The 23,761-nt window shown below is 32.9% G+C and carries 22 protein-coding genes, 1 rRNA gene and 2 pseudogenes; 4 read left to right on the top strand and 21 right to left on the bottom strand.

Annotation, left to right across the window (positions count from 1 at the left end; all coding sequences use genetic code 11):
• Positions 1–10: 10 nt before the first annotated feature.
• The 12 genes and pseudogenes from AAE962_RS03740 to AAE962_RS03685 all read right to left on the bottom strand — a co-directional run bounded on the left by AAE962_RS03740 (position 11) and on the right by AAE962_RS03685 (position 12,442).
• A complete protein-coding gene (locus tag AAE962_RS03740) occupies positions 11–1,237 on the bottom strand; it encodes a DEAD/DEAH box helicase (RefSeq protein WP_343288627.1) in 1,227 nt (408 codons plus the stop codon).
• A gap of 34 nt (positions 1,238–1,271) precedes the next feature.
• Positions 1,272–1,523, bottom strand: coding sequence for a cold-shock protein (locus AAE962_RS03735; RefSeq protein WP_264336822.1), 252 nt, complete (start codon positions 1,521–1,523; stop codon positions 1,272–1,274).
• A gap of 174 nt (positions 1,524–1,697) precedes the next feature.
• Positions 1,698–3,032 (bottom strand): annotated as a pseudogene (locus tag AAE962_RS03730) (TldD/PmbA family protein).
• A 10-nt stretch (positions 3,033–3,042) separates the two neighbouring features.
• Positions 3,043–3,915 carry an ATP synthase F1 subunit gamma gene (atpG, locus tag AAE962_RS03725; RefSeq protein ID WP_343288626.1) on the bottom strand — a complete coding sequence of 291 codons (873 nt, stop codon included), beginning with the start codon at positions 3,913–3,915 and terminating at the stop codon, positions 3,043–3,045.
• Between the two features lie 159 nt (positions 3,916–4,074).
• Positions 4,075–5,295, bottom strand: a complete 1,221-nt coding sequence (locus AAE962_RS03720) for a tetratricopeptide repeat protein (protein ID WP_264719650.1) — start codon at positions 5,293–5,295, stop codon at positions 4,075–4,077.
• Positions 5,292–6,023: a hypothetical protein gene (locus tag AAE962_RS03715; protein ID WP_343288625.1), complete on the bottom strand. Its 732-nt coding sequence runs from the start codon at positions 6,021–6,023 to the stop codon at positions 5,292–5,294. Before AAE962_RS03715 ends, AAE962_RS03720 begins: the two co-directional genes overlap by 4 nt.
• Positions 6,016–7,245 (bottom strand): lipoprotein-releasing ABC transporter permease subunit, encoded by a 1,230-nt coding sequence (locus tag AAE962_RS03710; protein ID WP_343288624.1) that lies wholly within the window; start codon positions 7,243–7,245, stop codon positions 6,016–6,018. Before AAE962_RS03710 ends, AAE962_RS03715 begins: the two co-directional genes overlap by 8 nt.
• A 116-nt stretch (positions 7,246–7,361) precedes the next feature.
• Positions 7,362–8,663 carry a sugar phosphate nucleotidyltransferase gene (locus AAE962_RS03705; RefSeq protein ID WP_343288623.1) on the bottom strand — a complete coding sequence of 434 codons (1,302 nt, stop codon included), beginning with the start codon at positions 8,661–8,663 and terminating at the stop codon, positions 7,362–7,364.
• Positions 8,664–8,772: 109 nt separating this feature from the next.
• Positions 8,773–10,029 (bottom strand): hypothetical protein, encoded by a 1,257-nt coding sequence (locus tag AAE962_RS03700; protein WP_343288622.1) that lies wholly within the window; start codon positions 10,027–10,029, stop codon positions 8,773–8,775.
• Positions 10,030–10,105: 76 nt separating this feature from the next.
• A complete protein-coding gene (gene sdhD, locus AAE962_RS03695; protein ID WP_343288621.1) occupies positions 10,106–10,462 on the bottom strand; it encodes a succinate dehydrogenase, hydrophobic membrane anchor protein in 357 nt (118 codons plus the stop codon).
• Positions 10,459–10,836, bottom strand: a complete 378-nt coding sequence (gene sdhC, locus AAE962_RS03690; RefSeq protein WP_343288620.1) for a succinate dehydrogenase, cytochrome b556 subunit — start codon at positions 10,834–10,836, stop codon at positions 10,459–10,461. The genes sdhD and sdhC overlap by 4 nt, the downstream gene beginning before the upstream one ends.
• Before the next feature lie 102 nt (positions 10,837–10,938).
• Positions 10,939–12,442: ribosomal RNA gene (locus tag AAE962_RS03685) — 16S ribosomal RNA — on the bottom strand.
• A gap of 153 nt (positions 12,443–12,595) precedes the next feature.
• Between AAE962_RS03685 and AAE962_RS03680 the strand changes: the two genes are divergently transcribed.
• Both AAE962_RS03680 and AAE962_RS03675 read left to right on the top strand, forming a co-directional pair.
• Positions 12,596–13,213, top strand: a complete 618-nt coding sequence (locus AAE962_RS03680) for a hypothetical protein (RefSeq protein WP_343288619.1) — start codon at positions 12,596–12,598, stop codon at positions 13,211–13,213.
• A gap of 1,028 nt (positions 13,214–14,241) precedes the next feature.
• Positions 14,242–15,085 (top strand): annotated as a pseudogene (locus AAE962_RS03675) (IS982 family transposase).
• A gap of 332 nt (positions 15,086–15,417) precedes the next feature.
• On the opposite strand, the gene AAE962_RS03670 reads toward AAE962_RS03675, so the two are convergent.
• The 9 genes from AAE962_RS03670 to AAE962_RS03630 all read right to left on the bottom strand — a co-directional run bounded on the left by AAE962_RS03670 (position 15,418) and on the right by AAE962_RS03630 (position 20,253).
• A complete protein-coding gene (locus AAE962_RS03670) occupies positions 15,418–15,564 on the bottom strand; it encodes a hypothetical protein (RefSeq protein WP_006015692.1) in 147 nt (48 codons plus the stop codon).
• Between the two features lie 112 nt (positions 15,565–15,676).
• A complete protein-coding gene (gene rpoD / locus AAE962_RS03665) occupies positions 15,677–17,560 on the bottom strand; it encodes an RNA polymerase sigma factor RpoD (protein ID WP_343288618.1) in 1,884 nt (627 codons plus the stop codon).
• 139 nt (positions 17,561–17,699) lie between these two features.
• Entirely contained in the window at positions 17,700–18,002 is a 303-nt protein-coding gene (locus tag AAE962_RS03660; protein ID WP_343288617.1) for a cation:proton antiporter subunit C, read from the bottom strand.
• A complete protein-coding gene (locus tag AAE962_RS03655; protein ID WP_264336551.1) occupies positions 18,002–18,418 on the bottom strand; it encodes a Na(+)/H(+) antiporter subunit B in 417 nt (138 codons plus the stop codon). The genes AAE962_RS03660 and AAE962_RS03655 overlap by 1 nt, the downstream gene beginning before the upstream one ends.
• On the bottom strand, positions 18,411–18,938 hold the full coding sequence (locus AAE962_RS03650; protein ID WP_264719657.1) for a DUF4040 domain-containing protein: 528 nt from the start codon (positions 18,936–18,938) through the stop codon (positions 18,411–18,413). The genes AAE962_RS03655 and AAE962_RS03650 overlap by 8 nt, the downstream gene beginning before the upstream one ends.
• A gap of 11 nt (positions 18,939–18,949) precedes the next feature.
• A complete protein-coding gene (locus AAE962_RS03645; RefSeq protein ID WP_006015677.1) occupies positions 18,950–19,222 on the bottom strand; it encodes a monovalent cation/H(+) antiporter subunit G in 273 nt (90 codons plus the stop codon).
• Positions 19,223–19,228: 6 nt separating this feature from the next.
• A complete protein-coding gene (locus AAE962_RS03640) occupies positions 19,229–19,474 on the bottom strand; it encodes a monovalent cation/H+ antiporter complex subunit F (RefSeq protein ID WP_143689209.1) in 246 nt (81 codons plus the stop codon).
• A gap of 29 nt (positions 19,475–19,503) precedes the next feature.
• Positions 19,504–19,896 carry a DNA-directed RNA polymerase subunit omega gene (rpoZ, locus tag AAE962_RS03635; RefSeq protein WP_343288616.1) on the bottom strand — a complete coding sequence of 131 codons (393 nt, stop codon included), beginning with the start codon at positions 19,894–19,896 and terminating at the stop codon, positions 19,504–19,506.
• A gap of 60 nt (positions 19,897–19,956) precedes the next feature.
• Entirely contained in the window at positions 19,957–20,253 is a 297-nt protein-coding gene (locus AAE962_RS03630; protein ID WP_343288615.1) for a helix-turn-helix domain-containing protein, read from the bottom strand.
• 855 nt (positions 20,254–21,108) lie between these two features.
• Between AAE962_RS03630 and purE the strand changes: the two genes are divergently transcribed.
• Both purE and mutL read left to right on the top strand, forming a co-directional pair.
• A complete protein-coding gene (purE, locus tag AAE962_RS03625) occupies positions 21,109–21,609 on the top strand; it encodes a 5-(carboxyamino)imidazole ribonucleotide mutase (RefSeq protein ID WP_343288614.1) in 501 nt (166 codons plus the stop codon).
• Positions 21,561–23,438 (top strand): DNA mismatch repair endonuclease MutL, encoded by a 1,878-nt coding sequence (gene mutL, locus AAE962_RS03620; RefSeq protein ID WP_410543823.1) that lies wholly within the window; start codon positions 21,561–21,563, stop codon positions 23,436–23,438. Before purE ends, mutL begins: the two co-directional genes overlap by 49 nt.
• Positions 23,439–23,761: the final 323 nt, after the last annotated feature.

Here is a 23,761-nt window from a genome sequence, read left to right as displayed (position 1 = left end):
GTTAAGTACATTAATACGCTTTTTCTAGTACTCTGCTTTTCTTCTTAAATACATTGATCTTTTTTCTACCGTATTTAGCCTTTAACGTACTTGGCCTTTTAAAGATCTTTTTGCTGTTACGTTTTTGAGATTGCATACTACAATCAAAATTTGGCTCTCCTTCTTTATCTGCTAGTGCAGGCAGTCTTCTCTTATCTTGAGGTGTAACAAAAGATAATGCAAATCCTTCAGCTCCCGCACGTGCAGTTCTACCTATACGATGAACATAATCAGCTTGCGATTGTGGTACATCATAATTGATAACATGTTGAATGTGCGGAATATCAAGGCCGCGAGAAGCAACATCTGTTGCAACCATGATTTGATTGCGGCCACGACGAAAAGAATCAATGACTCTTTCACGCTTGTGCTGCCTTAAATCACCATGAATTGCCAAGGCGCTATAGTCATCTTTGTGCAATTTGTCAGCTAGCTGATCCGCTCCTCGCTTTGTTTTGACAAAAATAATGATTGATCCTTTGCGCTGACATAATTGTGTAACAAGCTTGCCATATTTTTCTGATTCTGATGCATAAACAACTTCTTGTTTAATTTTTACAGAAGTTGTAGCCTGGCAATCAACAGAAACACGCTCTGGTTGATTAAGATATTTTTCAGTAAGTTTTACTATTTCTCCAGGAAGAGTTGCAGAAAACATAAGAGTTTGCCTTATTTTAGGCAAATGCTTCATAATTTCTTCAATCTGAATTCCAAAGCCCATATCAAACATACGATCCATCTCATCAAGCACAAAAATATCAACATTCCGAGTAACTAAAGTTTTACGCTCAATATGGTCTATAATACGACCAGGAGTACCTATTATAATTTGTGGTTTTTTCTGAAGCTGATTTAGCTGCTTAAAAATAGGCTCGCCTCCGATCAACAAAGCAACTCTTAGTAAAGAACTTTGAGATAAGAGTTTTCTTATCTCACTTGTTACTTGATGAGCAAGCTCTCTGGTTGGCACGATGACTAAAGCTGAACCAATGCTTGGCTCATTCATCAATTTAGCAACCAGTGGAATAGCAAACGCTAAGGTTTTTCCAGTTCCCGTTTGAGCAGACCCAAGAATATCTTTCCCCTGAAGAGCTAGAGGAATCGCTTGCACTTGAATCGGGGTTGGAACACAAAGATTATTTTTACTTAGAGCTTGCCTAAGCAAAGTTGGAAGCCCCATTTCATTAAAATTACTCACAATACATTACCCTATTAAAAAGCTTCACGATAGACTAATCTTCCAATCTTAAATTTATTGCAGACTTTTTATCTTCTCCGTTCCTACCACGCTCTTCTTTAAGCTCATAACTTACTCTTTCCCCTTTCATTCCTCTCTTTTTATCCTCTCCTCGAAGTGCATCAGGTCTTATTCCTGAACGTTCTAATGTACTAACATGTAAAAAAACGTCCTCACCTTTACCTTCTGGCTTGATGAAACCATAGCCTTTTTCAACATTAAACCATTTTATATTACCAAATTCCATATGGATAACTCCTAAACTACTAACTAATATTATTAATGTGATGAAAAACTTTGAAATTACGATTTAGAATGCTTTAAGCTTAGTTACTGCAACTAAACTTCTATACTCCATAGTCTATTCTTAACATTACATAGTAATAGTACACAATTATTGTACTTAATGCAACTAAAATTTTTAATCACTAAATGAACCTGCTACTGTCATTTCGCTAACTTTAATCGTTGGTGAATTAAACTGCCCACAGAAAGTTAGGTCATTTGCAACAACTAAATTGCTAAACATATTTTTCAAATTGTCGGCAACAGTAATCTCGTGTATTGGATACGTTATTTTACCATTTTCTATAAAAAATCCGCATGCACCTTGACTATAATCGCCATTGATTAAATTAACACCAAAACCAAATAAATCAGTTACATATATTCCTTCTTTTACTTCTTCAATTAATTCCTTAAACGATCTATTACCATTTTTGAAATAGAAATTACTAGCTGAAGGAATAATTGCAGCATTACTTGCACGAGTTGCATTTTCGGTCGTTTCCAAGTTTAATTTCCTAGCCGAATATAGATCTAAAATCCAGTTTTGCAGTACTCCATTTTTTACAAATTCATTTCTTCTGCTCATTATTCCTTCTCCGTCAAACGGTCTTGATGTTATACCCCTTGGTAACAACGGGTCATCAATAATGCTAATCTCGGTATTAAAAATTTGATTATTTAAACTATTTCTCAAAAAAGAGCTATTATTTACAATATTGCTACCATTTATGGCAGAAGCAAAGCTCTTTACCAGCTCTTTTGCTGCTCTTTTTTCAAAAACAACCGGAAATTTGCCTGTCCTGATTGTACATGAACCCAATTGATCTATTGCTCTTTTTGCTGCTTATTTCCCTACTAACTCCGGTGTTTTTAAATCACTGAAGTTGCATGCTACATCGTAATCGTAGCCTATTTTCATTTCACTCTTTTCTCCAGCAACAACAGAAACCTGATTAACAAAAGTTTACTTACTAAATGAACCAACAAAACCAGAAACGGTTGATAATACTGTATTTACTGAAGTATGTGAAGATGAAGCTCCTTCGGAATTAATAATATTTTTATGTGCAAGAGCTGAATTTTCTGTAGCTTCAGTAATTTCTTTTAATTTATCAATTGTTACAACATTATTATCTGAGATATTTAAATCTGCAGAAGAGATATAATTACTGCCATCTACAGCAAAACTAATATAAGGATCTTCCTGGGCATTCTTTGCCATTTCCACCACTTGGCTCACTGCACTACTAAGATTATTCAAATCATTTGTGGAAATATACGCAGCTTTGTTCTTACCTGCTATAGCTCTAATTCCGACAGTACAGTTTCTAGATTGTGATATTTGTTCAATTTTTGATAGACGCTGAGAAATCGAGGTCTTATTAGTTTCATATATTGTAACTTCTGCGTCTTGATTCTGCTTTTTTATTAGTTTAGTGATATCCGCTGCAATATTTAATATACTCATTTTTTATTCCTCAGAAAGATTCTGCACCACTTATAACTTCAATCAAATCAGTTGTAATTGCTGCTTGACGAGAGCGATTATAAAGTAACGCTAATTTATTTAGCATTTCTTTTGTATTTCTATTTGCTGATTCCATAGCAACCATCCTAGCACTATTTTCACTTGCTGCACTTTCAAGTAAAACAGAATAAAGAGCAGCTATAACATAATCTTGAGTCAAAGATTTTAAAATAAACTCAATATTTTGTGGTTCATACTCATAGCTGTAATCTGTTATAGAACTAACTACAGAATTATCAATTAATAATGAGTCTTTACTCCATGGTTTTATTGTTTCTAATATTGGCTTCTGCATGAAGGTATTATAGAATTTACTATAAAAAACTTTAACTTTATTGTATTTACTTAGATCTATATCACTAACCAAAGCTTCCACATGCTTTAGTGTGATTCCCTTACTATTTTCAACCTTCAAGATATTTTTAGAATTAAATCTATTTTTACCTACCTCAAAAGCTTTCTTGCCAAAAAAAACAATGTCTACTTTCTTATCATTTACAATTAATTTGTTTATATGCTCCTGACTGAATTTAACAACATAGGAGTTAAAGCTGCCACATAAACCACGATCAGATGCAATAATAAATACTAGGAAAGAATCTTCATTATTGATATTTAGAATTCTTGCTAGTAACTCTTGATCCGCTGATAGCGCTAGTGAAGAAATAATGCTATGCAGCTTAGATATATGCAATTTTGAATTTGATAATTTCTTTTGGCTTTGTAATAATTTTGCTGCAGAAACCATTTGCATTATTTTCGTGGTCTTCTGCACAGACTTAATATTTTTAATTCTTAAGGATAATTCCTTTAAGCTCTTCATTTTGTATATAATTCTAATTTATTAAAATATATAACTGGTAATGTCTAAAAACAAGTTTTTTTGACATTGGAGTCAAACCTAACTAAGAAACTCACAGATTTACTGTTTTGAGATATATTAAAGCAATCTCGATGTAAAAGTATCACACCTTATGGAGTCTTATAATATAAGGTAAATACAATTAAGACTATTACAACTTGAGCACTTATAATCCCATTGCTTTAGCTCTTTATTACAATCAGCACATTTCCAACCTGGATCAGGCACAGCTTCTGAGTCCATCCTGTTTAACCAATAAATTGCTTGATCATACTCTTGCAACATAATCTTGAGCTGTACCATAACAAGGTAGATTGATATGTAATTAGCTTTTTTCATAGCAATATCTAAATGCTGACTTGCAAGATCATATTTCCCCAAGCTAATTGAAGACAAAGCAAGCAAGCAATAACTAAAATAATAATCAGGGCGTAAGTTATATAGTCTTTCAGCGCCTTTATTATTTAACTTGATATACATTCTAGCTGATTGAGGAGTAGGATTTACTCTATACTCTTCCTCTAATACTGTGGAAGCTTTTTTGATTTTTTCAAGCTTGATATATAATTCTGCCTTTAAATAATTGATGGGCTGAAAAGTTGCATAATAACTTTGTGCTTTAGCTAAATAATCTATAGCTTTGTAAAAACTTCCTTTACTTTCGTATTGCTTTGCTAAAGCGCAATAAAAAACCGCTAACATCTTTTTACGATCAAAGGGAAGAAAAATATTGAATTTGATAGCTTCCTTTAACTTTGAAATTGCATTTATCCAATCTTCTTGCAATATACAATGCTCTATTTGAAAGGGAATAGACAAAATTTTATCATTAATTGAACTAGAGCAATATTCTATAAATTTTTGAAAGACTAACCTTTCTTGCTTTAGGTGAATAATCAGTTTATTGATCAGAAGTAGAGCTAAGTTGCGATTTTTACTTGCAATACTCGTTAAATTATGGCTGAAAAAGCTGTAATTTCCCGTTTTACCTGAATTAAAGAGCTTTACTAAAGATAATTTACCACTTTCTTCATTTAGATTTTTAATTAGTTTATTGGTGTTCTCTATATTACCTAAGTCTAAGCTAAAGAAAGCTTCAAAGAGAAGCAATTCTTCCCTACTTCTTCTTCTATTTTTTATGTTAGCAAATGTTGATGAAATAGAAGAACAAAAACGTGCAACTGCAATCAATAAAAATAATAAGACTACGCAAGCAAGAATAACGAAATATAGATCAATACTTATAGTGTAATTGCCTAATTCCAATTTTATTACTTCACCACTTACCTTGATCCATATGCCAAATAAAAACGAAAAAGCAAAAATTATAAAATAAATCATGAGATGTATTGTAATAAGTGACGATATATTATTGAAGTATTCTTGAAAGCTACAATAAAATCATTCAATTTATTAAGCCATGGTTTGAATTCTGGATGTGTTAAGTCACCTATTGTAGTAGCTATGCTCTGCCAATCATTATCGCTTATTAATTCTTCAATTTCTGCAAGCTTTAACCTGAGTGGATCACTACGATCATCTATCTTTATCCAATTTGAAATGATTTTTTTAAACAAGTTACTTTTATTGCAGTTAATAACAGTAACATTCTTCTCAAAAGATAATTTTAACTCGTGTAAAGTATCTACTTCTTTCAAATTTTCCAGTTCACTCACTGCATTTTCTATTTCTGGATCGTCAAGCTCTGATATCAAAGGCTTTATTGAATTTATATGATTATCAAACTTCACTTCTCGCAATAACGAATTCTTCATCTTAATCACAAGTAGCAGCAACTTTGCAAGGTTCTTGTGCCTTAAACTACCATCACCTTGCTCACATTGAGTGTGCAGATTTCTCTTTAAGTCAAATATCCTTTTTTCTACCCTAGATTGATTCACTTCAAGCAACGTTCTAAGTTCATCTATCTTTTCCGTTAAAACATTCATACTGCCTTCACTTTCTTGTTGGTTTATTTTAAAAAATATTATGTCATTTATTGCAATATAGCTAACAAACAACAATATAATTAAGGACCAACCTATGCATTTTTTCCAAGTATCATTCATAACGTAATATCTCCACAGGATCTTGCGCAGCTGCCTTCAATGCAGGAGGAATTGTCGCTAAAAATGATAAGAACAATGCAAGCGCAGAAATGTTCACTACATCTTGAGAGACTAATATCACTGGCAAACTTGAAAAAAAGTATATCATGGGATCAAACAGCTTGATGTTGGTAATGTTTTCTAAAAACACTCTAATATTTTCAATATTGAGAGAAAAAACAACCCCTATAATAGAGCCAAGACAAGTCCCTGTGAAACCAATGAGCAATCCACAAGCACAAAATATGCGCATAATACTTCCGCTTGTTGCACCAAACGTACGCATAATTGCAATTGCAGATTTCTTTTCTTGCACTATCATCATCAAACTTGAAACAATATTGAATGCTGCTACAACTATAATTAAAGTAAGAATTAAAAACATCACATTTCTTTCAGTCTTTAAAGCATTAACATAATGGCTTTGCTGAGATTGCCAACTTTCAGCTCTCATTCCTGTTTCTTTTGCTATAGCGTTTGCTAGCTTATTAGCCATAGCAATATCATCTACAAACACTTCTATACTTCTCACATTATCTTTATAATTAAAAAAAGCTTGAGCTGACTTTATGGGCATATACACCAAAGTATTATCATACTCAAACATACCCATATCAAATATTGCTACAACTTTATATTCTTTAATTTTTGGTATTTCACCAGACAATGCGTCAAATCCTTCAGGTGATATAAGCATAATGTTATCACCATAATCAATATTCAAAGCTTCTGCTAATCTTGCCCCTATTATGATACCTTCATCGAATTTTTTCACGTTACCCATAATTACATTATTCTTAACGGTAGTATTATTAAGTAAGTCTTTAGTTGACACACCACGGACTACGCTACCCACAATTCCACCATTTGCTGCAACGATCACTTGATCATTGGTCATAGAAGTAGCTTTTAATACACCTGGGATTTTCTCAATAGATTTTAACACTGCGTGGTAATCTGAATTTATGCTTCTATCAAAGTAAACATTAATATGACCATTAATGCCAAGTACAGAGTCGAGCAGCTTTGCTCTGAACCCATTCATTACAGACATTACTACTATTAGCGTTGCAACTCCAAGAGCAATACCAATAATAGAAAACAAGGCCATTATAGAGCAAAATCTAGAATTCTTTGCTCGCAAATAGCGAATAGCCATAGTAAATTCAAAGGCAATAGACATTATACTAAGATTTAAATATCATACTTTTTATGCTTCATATAACTGTAATTTTTCCTTTACCTCAAATTAGGTTGTCTAAATTTAGCAAGCTTATAGAATATATTCAATATTATATATTAAGACCTTCCATATATATCGTCCAATCTTACTATATCATTATCAGATAAAAACTTTCCTACCTGAAACTCAACTATCTCAAGAGGAAATCTTGTACTTTTATTCTCAATTTTATGAAACACCTTCCTTGGAATCTCTACTACATGATTTTTTGTTATAGCATATGTTTTGTCATCTAAACTCACGCATCCAACCCCTGATAGTATTATATGGTACTCATCTCTATAGTGGTGAAATTGCTTAGAAGTGCAGCTCAGTGGATTTATAAAAAGGTATTTTATAAGAAAATCCTTGCCCATTAAAACTACACTATAAAATCCCCATGGCTTAATCTCTTTCCTTATTGGCTTTACTTCCTTAACTTTATTAATGAACAACATTAGGCTCTTACTTGGCCGTTTATAAACTCTACCTAGTAAATTTTTTGCATCATTTTCTGTCATCAAAACTGGCTCTCTTCCTTTGGTTACAGCTTGAAACGACTCAAAATTCTTATTAAATCTCTTACTTAACTCTAAAACTGAACCCCAAGTGCCAACATCCATCCAATCGAAATTGGCTTCTATCATTACAATATTTTCTGCTTTTTCTATCACTAGGTGATCAATAGATGTATCACCCATTCCTGCACAATTTTGCTGTTCTAAATACAGAAATCTCTCTCGTGATACAAAATGCTTCATACTTTCACAACATAAATTATAGAGAGTCGGAGCAATTTTTTTTATCTCATCTATATAGCGTTTTGCTCTAAACACAAATATTCCAGAGTTCCAATAATGATCGTTACTTACCTTACGCTCGGGTTTTTCTGTAAAATCTTTTACTATATGACATTTTTCTTTCTGACCATATACTGCATTTATATAGCCGTATTCATAATTGAATTCATGATGCTTTACCCCAAAAGTGACTATAGAGTCAGTTTCAGAGGCTAGCTTAGACGCTTTCTCAATAGAAACATAAAAACTATTCAAATCACCTATAAAATGGTCTGAAGGCAGAACTAAGATTGTCTCGTTCCTATCGCAGAGAAGCACAGCAATTAGTGTTGCTGCCGCTGTCCCAATTTTAACTGGTTCAAAAACTACTTTACATTCCTGTAATGAATGTAATTCCTGCATCAATAATGACTCATATTGTATATTTGTGGTAATGATGGGTGGCATATAATCGCCTTTTAGCCTCAACAAAGTGTTGTGAAACATAGTATTCTGACTAAATATTTTCTGAAATTGCTTTGGCTTAGATAGAGGCCAAAGTCTGCTGCCACTACCACCACACAGTATTACAGGGCGCATTTAATTAAGATATTAATTATTTGATTAATATCTTATACTAACGGCAAAATGCATGCAAGTTTTTATTGTGAGATGATTAAAGTAAAAAGTAATTTAAAGTGATGGTTGACTACGAGCGTGATGGAGTCCCTACATTTCGTGATGAGTCTTGTCTTCTTTCTATCTCTCTATCAATATAAGGAGTGTTGCTTTTTTGATTAACGGCTGCAGCTACTTTTTCATCAGTTTTGTTTTGCAACTTTTCCTTTAAGCTTTCTCCAAAACCTAGTTCTCTAGATTTGTCTATACTTTGACTATTTTTGCTCAACCCCTTCTCTAAGTTTTTTTCAATATCTGATTTTCTAGCGTTAAGCTCTTTCCATGTACCCGCTATGCTAAGTGGCTTATGATCCTTCTGCTTCGGCTTTGGCCTTTCCCCATTTGTAACAACATTAAAGTTGCTTTTTACTTCTTTCCAACATTCTTTCAATTGGTGTTTCCACATAGTAAGATAAGCATCACCATACTTCTTCTTATCTGCTACAAATAATAAAATTGGAGCCTTAAGTATGGTAGCTCCCATATTTACTAAATTTTTTACTGCCATTGCAGGGGTGAACAAAAGATATCCAAAAGACTTTGCAATTGGGTTTTGTTTGCTTATTAAATACTCCGATAACTTTATAGGAGGAGAGGTCAACAATTTAGTACAAACTTTAGCCAAGCTTGTAACAAAAACGATAGGAACAGATATAAGACTTTTATCTAGCTCTAGATTACCATCCTGATCTCTAATTTCTGAAAAATGGGTGCTTAGCTTCTTGTAATTACTAGTGTATAATAATTCTCCATTTCTTCCTTTTTCATCTCTATCTTTCTCATCAACTTCTCCCGTGTCATCATTGATGAAGCAACCTTTTTTAGCAAGAAAAGAAGAATTAGTTAATCTAAGTAACTTAGTATCAACCTCAAAGACCGGCAAGTGTTTTTCAAGATCGATTTTTGAAAACTCAAATGGTTTATAGTAGCCATCATCATGCTTAACATCCTTGTTTTTTTCCCGATTAACTAAAAAATCAATAGTAAAATAAGACCTATCGTCCGTTTCCTTGACAAGAATCAATTCAAAACTTTGTTTTCTTCCATCTGTGTCTGTCTTGCCATATAAAAGTTTATATATAGTTTCACCATTACTATTCTCATCTTCTGTAATTTTCCCAGATTTTACAATCTGATCGTAATTCTTTGGATATTTGCATTTTCTTCCATCTGTATATGTCATTACCTTTCTAAGATCCTTGACATAAATTTGAGATTCAGATGAAGCAAATAAACCTTTTGCTTTAAGCGTAAAATCTGCTACTCCTTTTTTTAACACTCTGAACATGTTGTCAAACCAAAATTGCTATAGTTCAATAATAAAATTAGTAAACTAATAATATATTAACACAGAACTAACAATTTTACAAGAAAATATGCCTATAAAAGAAAAAAGTCGTAAAAGCAAGTACTATATAAGTAATGCTTGATAAGTATTTTATGCATGTAATTGTAAAAATTCTTAGAGGTACGCTGTCTATATAATCTTCACACACCACCTGCATTCCGAGAACTGCATGCCAAAAAATGCAAAACACCAGTATAACAAAAAACAAAAGCTCTAGTGGATAATTAATAAATTTCTCACTAAAAGACAAAGAACTATCAGTATAAAATGTGCAAGAAAACGAATAGATAAACCAAGGAAACAGGAACAGTAAAATTACCGAAGAAACACGCTGGATCCACCAATGATGTACTGAATTTACAGATTGACTCATATACACATAAATAAAAAAGCCATAGTAGAAAGAAATAGCATTATTGTTACTAACATAGCACTTTTTGAAACACTAGCAATTTCTAAATTAAGCCCAGCATCCCACAGCAAATGACGAATACCATTAAGAAAATGATGCATAAAGCTTATAAAGCATAAGATATAAGCTAATTTAGCAAGGGGAGTGAACAATAATACATTTAAGCACCTTACTACAACTAACTTAGGGGAGTAAACATATAATATAAAATACCAAGAAAGTATGATTAATAAAAGAAATAGCAAGATACCAGTCAATCTATGCATAATAGAAAAAAAACTAGTAACTCGTACTTTATATATTTGTAGATGCGGGGAAAGAGGCCTATTACTCATAAAATTTCGTTATCGAGAAATTAAAAAATAAAGTAGAAGTAAAGACAGCAGTATAGTACATAATGACACTATTATTTGAAATGGTGAATTACGTACAAAGCCTAAGGAGGTAATCCAGCTGCAGATTCCCCTACTGCTACCTTGTTACGACTTCACCCCAGTCACTGATCCCACTTTAAATAACTCCTTCCTTGCGGTTAGGCCATTAGCTTCGAGTGAAACCAATTCCCATGGCGTGACGGGCAGTGTGTACAAGACCCGAGAACGTATTCACCGTGGCATGCTGATCCACGATTACTAGCGATTCCAACTTCATGCACTCGAGTTGCAGAGTACAATCCGAACTGAGATGTCTTTTAGGGATTAGCTTAGGCTTGCGCACCTTGCAGCCCATTGTAGACACCATTGTAGCACGTGTGTAGCCCACTTCATAAAGGCCATGATGACTTGACATCATCCCCACCTTCCTCCAGCTTATCACTGGCAGTTTCCTTAAAGTACTCAGCATTACCTGATGGCAACTAAGGATGAGGGTTGCGCTCGTTGCGGGACTTAACCCAACATCTCACGACACGAGCTGACGACAGCCATGCAACACCTGTGTAAAATCCGGCAGAACCGACCCTATCCCTTCGAATAGGTATGATTTCCATGTCAAGAAGTGGTAAGGTTTTTCGCGTTGCATCGAATTAAACCACATGCTCCACCGCTTGTGCGGGTCCCCGTCAATTCCTTTGAGTTTTAATCTTGCGACCGTAGTCCCCAGGCGGAATGTTTAACGCGTTAGCTGTAATACAGAAAGTAAACTTCCCATATTTAACATTCATCGTTTACAGCGTGGACTACCAGGGTATCTAATCCTGTTTGCTCCCCACGCCTTCGCGCCTCAGCGTCAGATTTGAACCAGATAGACGCCTTCGCCACTGGTGTTCCTCCTAATATTTACGAATTTTACCTCTACATCAGGAATTCCTCTATCCTCTTTCAATCTCTAGATTAATAGTTTTAAAAGCAATTCCAAGGTTAAGCCTCGGGATTTCACTTTTAACTTATTAATCAGCCTACGCGCCCTTTACGCCCAATAATTCCGAATAACGCTAGCCCTCTCCGTATTACCGCGGCTGCTGGCACGGAGTTAGCCAGGACTTCTTCTGTGAGTACCGTCATTATCTTCCTCACTAAAAGAGCTTTACAACCCAAAGGCCTTCTTCACTCATGCGACATGGCTGGATCAGGCTTTCGCCCATTGTCCAATATTCCCCACTGCTGCCTCCCGTAGAAGTCTGGACCGTATCTCAGTTCCAGTGTGGCTGATCATCCTCTCAGATCAGCTATAGATCATTGCCTTGGTAGGCTATTACTCCACCAACTAGCTAATCTAATATAGGCTCATCTAATAGCAATAAATTTTTCCCCCGTAGGGCGTATACGGTATTAGCTGCCGTTTCCAGCAATTATTCCGTACTACTAGGTAGATTCCTATACATTACTCACCCGTCTGCCACTAAGTTATACCATAGCAAGCTATAATATAACTCCGTTCGACTTGCATGTGTTAGGCCTGCCGCCAGCGTTCATTCTGAGCCAGGATCAAACTCTCAAATTTAGACTTCAACCTATAAAAGGTTGAGGGTACATCGGATAAATCCGACAAAAAATAATTTAGCTTAATACTGCTGTCTTTATTTCTACTTTAGAAATATTTTAATCTCCAACTATTCAAACAACTCTAAGAATATTATTATGTGATATAATCACTATGTCAATATGTTTTTGCAAATCAAAAGCATTAATGTATAAATATATAACTATTTGGAATATTACCATGAAAAAATACATCTTTCTGCTTGCACTCGCACCAATGTTAGTTGGCATCACATTATACTTATTGCGCAACATTGATAACAAAAAACAATCTATAACTGCAGGTGACAAATTTTACGAAGTATTATTCTTAAAAAAAGATAGTAAGCCGCTTCTAGAAGAAATAGATTCAAACTGGGGATATTTAGCAAATTTTGAACACGCATTCAATCATATCTCAGATTCAATGCCAACAGACATATCATCTATTATTTATAATGATTTGGCAGATGATAAAGATGCTCCTAATGTTTTGCGTGAGTTAGCACAATACTTAGAGGTAATGAGCTTACTTCACTCCAACGATGAAAAAATAAATAAAGATAAAATTGATAATTTAGAATCAAGTGCAGTGTACCCTTATTCAAGCCAAGAAGCTATCGCTGTAGTAAAGATACATAATAACGACATTAAAGGTGCAATTGAAATATTGCATTCATTATTAAATGATAGAGAATGTCCTCCTATAATCAAGGCCAATGCACAAGAATTACTTCTAGTATACGAAAACTAAAAACTTGCTTGCATAACAATTTGGCAGCGCATCCGATGAAATAAAGAGCTTTACTTGACAAGCCTCTCTATTTTATTATAGCACTAAAAGTAGTTATGACTCAAAATTTGTTTTTGACCTGCAGAATCAATCACAAAATCCAGTAAAAACTTAGGTGTTTATTGGTAGATTACGTAAAATTATAGCGGTTTTTTTAAATTTTTTCTATACTCAGCCAAGTCACTCTTGTTAGAACATTATTACAGCACCACTTACAGTAATATAGAGTCAAAACTTTACTACTCATAGGTTCTTTTACCTTTTTTATTTAATAAGACTTCTCTATATTTATAGTTAATATATCAAAGAATAAACTTCACTAGTAGAATATCATTCTAGTATTAGAATTACAAAAAGAGAATAAAATCGCAATAGCTACGTATCAAGCACCGTCGTATTTTCTCTATGTTTTAGATTACTTTGTTCCCCCCTTTACCATTCAGCTATGCAGATAGTTACTACAAACCGCAAAGATGTTTAAAAGAAATCTAATTTTTATCAACTCATACATTTCATTACCAACTTCACAACAAGGTTCTGCAGTTGGATAAAAATAATCAAAAAAGAAATAATCCTTTAGTATTTCTTTGATGCGTCCAGAATTATAGTAAGTATCAAGCCCTACTTTAAATATCAACAAAAGTATGTTTATACTTTTTCCAAATCACCCTCCCCCAAACTGGTCTGTGATGTTTGATAGGTATACATCTCGATCATTTAACCCTTTGCTCTTATATTTACCAAGCATACTTTTCATTTTATAGCTAACCAAACAACCTCAGTCACATTTGCAACAATCACATGCTTTACACCATATTCATTTAGAACCAAATGCATTACATATTTCACTAACCGCTTTATTTCAATACTTTTTCTGCTTTAAACCCTAGTTATGGATTAGAAAACAGATAAAAGTAGAATTAATAAAGAGGGAAATAGGGTAAACTCGAATATTTTAGCAATAATTAAGAGGTTACCCATGAAAAAAGATATTTTACTGTTTTATAGAAGATTTTTGTCGCATTGCTGATGAAAAATTTTCAGAAAAGCTCATATCAAGTAGCAAAAAACCAACAAGAATACCTGAAATTACTGTATCAGAAATACTTACTATAATCTTACTTTATCACCAATCGCCGTGCAAAAATTTCAAGTTTTTTTTACTTGAAATATCTTAAATTATTGTACAATTCTGAGTTTTCAAAACTCCCGTCATATCATAGGTTTGTTGCTTTAAAATCGAGAGTTTTATGGTATTTAGCTTTGCTTTTGCAGTGGTTCTGCAAGCAAGCGAAAATTACTGAATTTCCTATATTGATACAACTGCAATCGCTGTTTGCCACACAAAAAGGATTTCAAAAATAAAGCTTTCAAAGAGTTAGCAAATATAGGAAAGACTATCTATGGATGGTTTTTAGGTTTTAAATTACATCTGGTAATTAATGAAATAGGCGAAGTTCAAGCTATTACACTAACTAAAGGCAACGTTGATGACAGAAAACCTGTACCAAATTTGACTAAAATTTGACAGGACTTTTGTTCGGAGATAAGGGCTATATAAAGAAAGAGCTCTTTGAGAAACTCTTCGACAGAGGCCTAAAACTTATCACTAAAGTGAAAAAAGGCATGAAAAACGCATTGATTTTACTAAAAGAGAAGATTTTATTGAGAAAAAGGTCGATTATTGAGACGGTTTTTGGTTGTTTGAAAAACAAATTTGAGCTTACGCCACAGATCGCCAATAAATTTTATGGTACATATTTTTCAACATTAATTTCATATTCCATTCAGTCAAAAAAGCCTTCTATTTCTAAGCTTTATTGCTTTAATTAATCCATAACTGGGGTTTTAACATTGGTATAAGCAGTGGCACCCATAATATTATTTCTGTCGATTATAATGAAAAATGAATCTCCTTTACCTACGTCTGGATGATGTTTAATTACTCCGTTTAGCTGATTAACTAAACGAAATTTATTGAGGAAATAAGAAAAAATAGGGTTAAGAATTTCAGATGCTGTTGCATATAAAATCTCATAGTTATGACCTTGTTGTTCATAGTATCGATCAAAAAATGAGCATCTCCATGATGGCTTAAATTCTTCTAAACCTAAATACTTTGCTACATATTCAACAACAGCAAGGCCATTGCTAAAAGATCCTCCTTAATAAAAAAGGGCATTAAGTTTTACGTTTCTTACAAAGGATAAGTTATTTAAAATTTCAATAATTGCACCATCATCAGATAAACTATCACCCAGAACACAAAAATTTTTACACTCTGAATTAGAGTTATTATTTTTATTTGCCATAACATTCAATATCTAATCATACTGCTCTATGAAACCTATAAAAAAAGAAAAATAGGGTAAAACTATAGAACTTTGGATGAATTTTACCTATTTTTTTAGTAGCCCTTCTGCCTTAAAAGAAACCCCTAAGTTTTTTAGCACGGCTTGGATGTTTCAACTTACGTAGTGCTTTTGCCTCTATTTGCCTAATTCTCTCACGTGTAACATTAAAAATTTTTCCTACTTCTTCTAATGTATGCTCCTTTCCATCTTTACCAAGGCCAAAGCGCATCCTTAGAATTCTTTCTTCTTTTGGTGTTAAAGTTGCAAGAACATTGGTCGTAATGCCACGCAAGTCGGCAAGTATTGCAGCATCCTCTGGTTTAGAAACTCGCTTATCTTCTATACAATCACCGAAGGTACTACTATCATCCTTTCCTGTTGGAGCTTCAAGACTTACCGGATCTCTTGCTATCTTCATAACTTTGCGTATTCTTTCTATCGGCATCTCCAATTCTATACCCAATTCCTCTAATGTAGGCTCTCTACCCATTCCATGAGTCATCTTTCTTAATGCTTTGTTGATTTTACTGATAATTTCCACCATATGTACTGGTATTCTAACTACTTTAGACTGTTCAGGTATTGCCCTAGTGATTGATTGTTTTACCCACCAAGTACCATAAGTCGAAAATTTATACCCACGTTTGTAATCAAACTTATCCACAGCTTTCATAAGACCAATATTACCTTCTTGTATCAAATCAAGCAGATCAAGGCCTCTTTTTGAATACTTTTTAGCAATTGAAACCACTAGCCTTAAATTAGCCTTTATCATCTCTTGCTTTGCTTCAGAGACTTCTCGTTCGTGTTTTTGTATTCTCTTGATTAGCTCCTTAAACTCTTGTACCTTATCTCCTTGTACATAATTCTTAATATTTCTTAAGGCACTAGCTATATATTCATAGTTGTCGTTTACAAACCTTAAGAATTTATTTTTTAATTCACCTGTAAAAAGGGATTGATTTTTATTCTTCTTTAGAAGATTGATTTCGCTCAATTCATGCTCTAAAAACACAGCACAATAAATATTATAGAAACTTTCTGTATCAATATCGTACTTTCTAGCCTCAGTAATAAGATTAGCTTCTTCAAACGTGATTAGCCTATTTATTTCGTAAAGTTTTTGTGTAATTTTGGTAATAGCAGCATCACTAAACTGAATTTGTAATGCTACAGACCATATTTGATTATATAAATTTTCTAGCTCATTAGAGAAATCTTTAGAACTTTTTTTCAATACCAATGCTTCATTTGTTAAAGCAATGATCTCATCCAATGCCGTGATAACCTTTGGCAATAAATCACTTTCCATTTCAAGAACAGAAATATTTAAGTTAGCTGAACTTATGTCTTCACTCTCATTTCCCTTTTCATCATCATTAATACAATCTCCAGCATCTTCAGCTTCACTTTCTTCTTTGTCTACCATATTGAAATCAGAGTTATAAATTGCATCCAGATTTATAATTTCTCTCAGCAAAAAAGCTCCACCACTTAAATCATCACGCCATGTTTTGATCATGTTAAATGCCACTGATGTTTCAATTATTGCACGTAACATGTTATGCTTTTCAGATTCAATTTTTTTTGCTATCTTAATTTCATCTGCTCGTGACAAAAGCTTTACAGAGCTCATATCTTGTAAATAAATCCTTACCGGATCATCATTTTGCACTAAAATTGTAGTAGTATTCAACGATGTCTCATCATCATCAAGCTTATTACCATCATCATTAGAAGGAGCTTCTTCCTCATCTTCACTACTTTCCAGTATCTTAATTCCAGAGTCTTGCAATAAAGCTATAGTATCATCTATAAAATCATGTGAAAAATTTTCATCTGACAACTTATCATTTATATCATCAAAAGTGATAACACCACCCTTTCTCATACTTTTAGCTACAAGATCTTTGATGATTTTTTTCCTATCTTCCGTATCATTAATAGCTGACATCATTACCTTTACAGTTTATAATTTTATTTCTTAATTATCAAATAAACTTACAATTAGCAAGCTTATAGTTTTATTCTTAATTTATAGTTACTTCCTACTTCATATAGTTCAAGATACTGTCAATTTATTCATACTCTTCTTAATCAACTACTCTCTCCATTCTTACTGCTATGGACAATCCAACTGAAAATGTTGCAATTCCAACCACTATAGCAGTAAGCATTAAGACGTGAGGTATAGGATTGGTATATAAGTGAAAATTTGAAGTCAATATAGGAGGTAAAGAACTTTTTATATATCCCAAAGATATGTAAAATAACAAAACAGATGCTTGTAAGACACTTAATCCCATCATTTTTTTGATTAAGTTTTTATCATTTACAATGATATAGAAACCTAGCACCATTAATATAGTAATGCTTACATAATTATATAGATTCATTATTTTTTCTTACGAGCAAAATTTATATATATGATTAACATGGAAGAAGAGACGGTAAGTAATACACCCAGCTCCACTAAGAAAATACCCAATTTTTGACCTGTCCTACTGTCAGTTGATAATATACTATAGGATAAAAAATTTTGGTCAAACAAAACTGTTACAATACCCGTTCCTCCATAGATTAAAATACCTAGCACGTTAGTAAATTTGATCGTAGAGTAAGGTATTGCTTGTAAAGTTGTAGATATACCAAATAACATTGAATATAATATTATCCCAGAAGCAACAATTATTCCTGCCTGAAAACCTCCACCTGGAGTGTAATCACCGTGAAACTGTATGTATAAACCAAATAAAATGATAAAAGGTATCATCAAAAATGTTACTACACTTAACACCGGATCTTTAATCACTTTCTTTCTCTTCTTTTAATATTAACATTATACAAAGTGCGGCAGTAAAAACTACTATAGTTTCTCCAAATGTGTCATATCCACGAAAGCTTGCTAAAATAGCTGTCACTATATTAGGAATACCAATAGCCTTTTCAGTATTTTCTACATAATAAGGAGCAATGTGCAAGTGGATTGGAGCATCATGACTGCCAAAATCTGGCAATTGAATCATAAAATATGATAAACATGCAGTCAAAGATAACATAAAAAAAAGTGTGGCGGGGCTATGAGATAAATTTGCTTTGTGATTCTTTACCAAAGAGAGTGCTGCAAACGTAAAGACTGTGCTCAATCCTGCACCAACAGAAGCTTCAGTAATTGCAACATCTGGCGCATTCATAATCAAGTACATAAGTGCAATAAGTGCACTAAATACACACATTAGAACAGCACTTACAACCAAATGTTTCGAAAGAACTATAAAAACTGTAACCGTGAGTAACAGTAAAAGTAATATTAGATTCAGTATTTCCAGCATCTTAACCTTCTTTAATAGTCTTTACTTTTATAATGAGTACGCGCTAAAATATAACTGTTAGTTGAATTGGCTATCCATATTATAAAAATCAATAATATAATTTTAATAGTATTGATTGAAAGTTCATTTTGCCAAGCAAAACCCATCAACAACAACATTGCGCCACTAGAATCTGCAATACCTGCAGCATGTAGCCTAGTATAGAAATTAGGAAATACTATTACTCCTACGCTTGAAATGACTATTAAACAAATACCTAAAAATATGAGAATGGATGCTACCATAAATTATCAAAACAACATTAATCTCATTAGTGCTATAGTTGATATAAAGCTGATGCTAGCATATAGTAATGCTATATCAATTAAAAAAAAATCATTCAGAATAATCGATATTGCTGTTATGAGTAAAACTACTTGTGTTGATAAATTATTGAATGCTAAAACCTTATTGTACACATCACTTGATCTAAATACTATACAACATAACATTACACTCATACAGAATAAAAGGGCATAGATAGCAATACTAATCATTTATAAGCTATTATAACCTCTGCAGATTTCTAAATCAGTACTTCTTCATTATTATCTTGATCATCTATTTCATCATCTTGGCTTTTTTGACTTATATCCAGATTTGTATTAAATTGATGATCAGAAAAATTTAACAAACTTGCTAGCTTACTTGAACTACTACTATAAGCATTATTTGTGTTTCCTTTCATGTACTCCTTGCACCTTTTCACCAAAAGGTTAAACAACTCATGAGTATTCACCTTCTTTTCTGCTATTTCATATAAAGAAACTATGGTATCCTTATGACCTTTAAACTTAACCATTTCAACGGGATCGCTTGCCCCTGTACTCAAATCATGTGTTCTTTGACTCGCTAGCAGAACCAATTTAAAACGATTGTGTACCTGCTCTACACACTTTTCTACAATAGACTCAACCATAAAATACTACCTTGATAAGCTTTATACTATATCACAAAAAATAAGATGTCAACTTCGCATCTATTGAGATCCAATTCTACATTCTACTTTTTCTTCTTTAGCTTTTACTGATTGATTTTCTGTTATTGTAATTATTATTTCATGATCAAGCTTTTTCAAAAAACCTAACAGTCTCTCTAAAGAAAAACCACTTGTCTTACCACTTTTAATTTGTGACACCTTTGGTTGATCAATACCAAGTTTCTCAGCCGCACAAGCTTGAGTCCAAGTATTTTTTCCTATAATTTTACTTATTATGCCAAGCAATTTTTTTTTTATTACTTCACTATCCAGATTATTTAATGATATTATTTCCATAATTTTTATTCTCACATACTAACTAGCTATATTAAACATAATACTTAATATACCAATATATTAATACTATATAATTTGTCAATAACTATAATGATATACTGATACTCAAAATTTTAAATTGAATATAATTTTTATCAAAATACTAGTAATTTCAAACTATTATTTTGTAAAAAACTTACTATTAAAGAGAATAAGTTGAAATTGCAAAGTTTAAAATACAGAAATAATCATTTTACAAACTCGTTTTAGAGACTGTACATGATCTCAAGAAAGGAATAAAGCAGGAGATAGAGTATGTAAATTATGAAAACAGAGCAAGATGAGTAGGAAAAAAACTAAGTATAGTTCTGTAGAAAGAAACAAAATCAAGAAGATTTAGGATGTATTTTACATAGTGTTACAGGTCCTAAAAAGTGGCTTCAGTGAATCAACAATGTTTTCAAAATGGCAAGATTATTTTAATAAATGAAGTAAAAAACATAGCGGAAGTAAAGAAAGTGTTTTGAAAAATATATAAAAAAGTAGTTGCAAAGAAACAAATAGAAGGATGTAACTGTAGAGATCTTTGCCGTATTGTCAAAAGGTAAGTCTCTAATACTCTTATAGAAAAGTGTAGACAATTGTGATAAGCAAAATTCAATACTAGCTTACAAATCGTCTTCTTGCTTCCACGGCTTTGCTTCTAAAAAGATTATGAATAGACCCTTAATATCCGAAATTTATACCTTTATATTTTAATATAGGGATTCATTTCAATTTTTAAAGTTTCTATTTAATGAGAATGCTATATCATATTCGTAATTTAATTTAAATATCTGTTGCTTCTGAAATACTATTTGGTTAGTAAATAAAATCATGTCTAATACAGAAAAAATGAAAAAGGATGTTGCTGTAATTATGGGAAGCGAGTCGGATTATGGCACTATGGTGCATGCTATTAACCTATTAAAAGAATTGGAAATTTCACATGATGTATTTATAATATCCGCACATAGAACGCCAGAGAGACTCTTTAATTTTACTAAGTCTGCTCAAGAAAAAGGCTTTAAGGTTATTATAGCTGGTGCAGGAGGAGCGGCTCATTTACCTGGTATGGTTGCATCGCTCACTTATTTACCTGTTATCGGTATTCCTGTGCATAGCAAACAATTAAATGGGCTAGATAGTCTATTATCTATAGTGCAGATGCCAAAAGGTGTTCCAGTTGCAACAATGTCTATAGGAGAGAGTGGATCATGCAATGCCGCTATTACTGCTGCATCTATATTGTCGATTTCTAATAGTGAAATTGCAGATAGATTAAAAAAATGGAGAGAGGAGCAAACTCAAGCAGTAAAAGAAAAACCAACATTATAATGGCAATAGTTCTTTTAGATACAAAAACCATAAATCGTATAGCAGCAGGAGAGGTAATAGAAAGGCCTGCAAGTGTGGTAAAGGAATTAGTCGAAAATGCAATAGATGCCAGAAGCTCAGAGATAGAAATTAAGATAGAAAGTGGTGGGCGTAACCTCATTACTGTAATCGATGATGGTAGCGGAGTAAAAAAGGATGATTTAGAACTTGCTTTTATGCGCCATGCTACTTCAAAATTGAGTGACAGTGAGTTGATAGAGATCAAGCATCTTGGCTTTAGAGGAGAAGCTTTGCCTTCAATTGCAGCAGTAAGCAGAATAAAATTATCATCTAAGGCAAGCAAAGCAGATCAAGCATGGTCTATAAGGTATGAGGGAGGAGAAAAAATAGGAGAGCTTGTTCCTTATCCTTTATCGATAGGAACATATATTGAAGTACGAGATTTATTTTTTGCCACACCAAATAGACTAAAATTTCTCAAAACCGAAAGGGCAGAAACACAAAGCATTGTTGATATTGTAAACAACTTAGCAATGATCAATTATGGAATTGAGTTTACTCTTATCTCCGATAATAAGAAACTTCTTAAGTATGCTAAGCAGACCTCATTATTTAGCAGGCTATGCGAAGTAGAAAAAGAATTTCATGAAAACTCTTTGCAAATTAATGAAGAAGAAGATGGCATTAGACTTACAGGATACATCTGTAAACCTACTCTCAATCGTAGCAATTCAACTCAGATCTATACATTTGTTAATGGTAGACCAATTAAAGACAATCTACTTATTGGCGCAATCCGTTATGCGTATCATGATCTTATTCCAAGCAATAGATATCCCTTTGCAGCGTTGCACTTAGAGATACCGTATGATCAAGTAGATGTAAATGTGCATCCAAATAAATCAGAGGTAAGGTTTCAGAACAAGAGGCTAATATATGAAATAGTGAGAAGAGGGCTAATAAAAGTATTATCAAAGAGAATAGATCTTGCAGAAACTGTGGTGAGCCAGACTGAGATAACAAGGGATCATCTATCATCAGATCCTTTTAGTAGGTCTAGTCTTAAAAATGAATTTTATGGAAGAAGGTCTGATCCTTTTGAAAACCAGTTAACGAGAGAATTTACTTCTCCAAATATAGAGACAAAAAGCTTATCAGAACATTCAAAATCGTTTGATTATACTGGTATGCAAAAATCTCCTCCGCGAGCGGAAACTACAATTTTGGAAAAGAAACAAACCGATCTAATAAGGGACTATCCACTTGGGTTTGCACACTGTCAAATCTACAATACTTATATTATTGCCGAGGTAAGAGACAAACTAATTATAGTAGATCATCATGCAGCCCATGAAAGACTAGTATACGAGTGCTTAAAGGAGAAATCAAGTATAAAAAGACAAAAACTTCTTTTGCCTGAAATGGTTGAAATCAAAAATCAAGCTGGAATGGAGATGATTAAAACTTATAAAGATAAACTTTTTGAGATGGGTTTTGAGATTGAAATTAAATCAGAAAATAAGATCATAATAAAAGAAGTGCCTGCAATCTTAGGAACAGTAGACACAAAGAGAATGCTCATTGATATAGTGGATAGACTAACAGAAATAGAAGATATATTACCTATAGAGGATAAGGTGAATAAAATACTAGCCACAATTGCTTGTTATGGATCAATAAGAGCAGGCAGAAAGATGAAATTGGAGGAGATGAATGAATTATTGAGGCAAATGGAAAAGACACCTTATTCTGGACAATGTAATCACGGAAGGCCCACCTATATAGAAATGAAATTAAGCGATATTGAAAAGTTATTTGAGCGAAGGTGAGAAGTTATCACAAATATGTATAGATTATACAACCCTAGTTTCGTCATCTCAAAACTCATATACACAATTGTTTGAACATTGCAATTTGCAGGTAATTTGCATAGTAGATAATGTCATTCCATCACTTGACAATGATTTATTACGCAGCTACTTGATTAAAATTAAGTTTCCTAAATCCCAGGCATTGTCTTTTATGTTAATAATTAATATACAACTAAAAATACTTATCAAAAACGACAATAAAGAGTTTAAAAAAAGGCAGAAAATTCTATAGAATCAACCGTACTATATAGAGAAAAGAAAGAGTATGATAATATTCTTCG

Origin of the sequence: Wolbachia endosymbiont of Encarsia formosa, from assembly GCF_039540065.1 — a bacterium.
Taxonomy (GTDB): Bacteria; Pseudomonadota; Alphaproteobacteria; order Rickettsiales; family Anaplasmataceae; genus Wolbachia.
Note: the sequence above shows the minus strand (reverse complement) of the source record. Positions and strands in the feature narration are given on the sequence as shown.

Excerpts from the sequence above, each read along its gene's own strand:
- AAE962_RS03735 (WP_264336822.1), bottom strand. The coding sequence starts at position 1,523 with ATGGAATTTGGTAATATAAAATGGTTTAATGTTGAAAAAGGCTATGGT.
- atpG (WP_343288626.1), bottom strand. The coding sequence starts at position 3,915 with ATGAAGAGCTTAAAGGAATTATCCTTAAGAATTAAAAATATTAAGTCT.
- AAE962_RS03720 (WP_264719650.1), bottom strand. The coding sequence starts at position 5,295 with ATGATTTATTTTATAATTTTTGCTTTTTCGTTTTTATTTGGCATATGG.
- AAE962_RS03715 (WP_343288625.1), bottom strand. The coding sequence starts at position 6,023 with ATGAATGATACTTGGAAAAAATGCATAGGTTGGTCCTTAATTATATTG.
- AAE962_RS03710 (WP_343288624.1), bottom strand. The coding sequence starts at position 7,245 with ATGTCTATTGCCTTTGAATTTACTATGGCTATTCGCTATTTGCGAGCA.
- AAE962_RS03705 (WP_343288623.1), bottom strand. The coding sequence starts at position 8,663 with ATGCGCCCTGTAATACTGTGTGGTGGTAGTGGCAGCAGACTTTGGCCT.
- AAE962_RS03700 (WP_343288622.1), bottom strand. The coding sequence starts at position 10,029 with ATGTTCAGAGTGTTAAAAAAAGGAGTAGCAGATTTTACGCTTAAAGCA.
- sdhD (WP_343288621.1), bottom strand. The coding sequence starts at position 10,462 with ATGAGTCAATCTGTAAATTCAGTACATCATTGGTGGATCCAGCGTGTT.
- sdhC (WP_343288620.1), bottom strand. The coding sequence starts at position 10,836 with ATGAGTAATAGGCCTCTTTCCCCGCATCTACAAATATATAAAGTACGA.
- AAE962_RS03680 (WP_343288619.1), top strand. The coding sequence starts at position 12,596 with ATGTCAATATGTTTTTGCAAATCAAAAGCATTAATGTATAAATATATA.
- AAE962_RS03670 (WP_006015692.1), bottom strand. The coding sequence starts at position 15,564 with ATGGCAAATAAAAATAATAACTCTAATTCAGAGTGTAAAAATTTTTGT.
- rpoD (WP_343288618.1), bottom strand. The coding sequence starts at position 17,560 with ATGTCAGCTATTAATGATACGGAAGATAGGAAAAAAATCATCAAAGAT.
- AAE962_RS03660 (WP_343288617.1), bottom strand. The coding sequence starts at position 18,002 with ATGAATCTATATAATTATGTAAGCATTACTATATTAATGGTGCTAGGT.
- AAE962_RS03650 (WP_264719657.1), bottom strand. The coding sequence starts at position 18,938 with ATGCTGGAAATACTGAATCTAATATTACTTTTACTGTTACTCACGGTT.
- AAE962_RS03645 (WP_006015677.1), bottom strand. The coding sequence starts at position 19,222 with ATGGTAGCATCCATTCTCATATTTTTAGGTATTTGTTTAATAGTCATT.
- AAE962_RS03640 (WP_143689209.1), bottom strand. The coding sequence starts at position 19,474 with ATGATTAGTATTGCTATCTATGCCCTTTTATTCTGTATGAGTGTAATG.
- rpoZ (WP_343288616.1), bottom strand. The coding sequence starts at position 19,896 with ATGGTTGAGTCTATTGTAGAAAAGTGTGTAGAGCAGGTACACAATCGT.
- AAE962_RS03630 (WP_343288615.1), bottom strand. The coding sequence starts at position 20,253 with ATGGAAATAATATCATTAAATAATCTGGATAGTGAAGTAATAAAAAAA.
- purE (WP_343288614.1), top strand. The coding sequence starts at position 21,109 with ATGTCTAATACAGAAAAAATGAAAAAGGATGTTGCTGTAATTATGGGA.
- mutL (WP_410543823.1), top strand. The coding sequence starts at position 21,561 with ATGGAGAGAGGAGCAAACTCAAGCAGTAAAAGAAAAACCAACATTATA.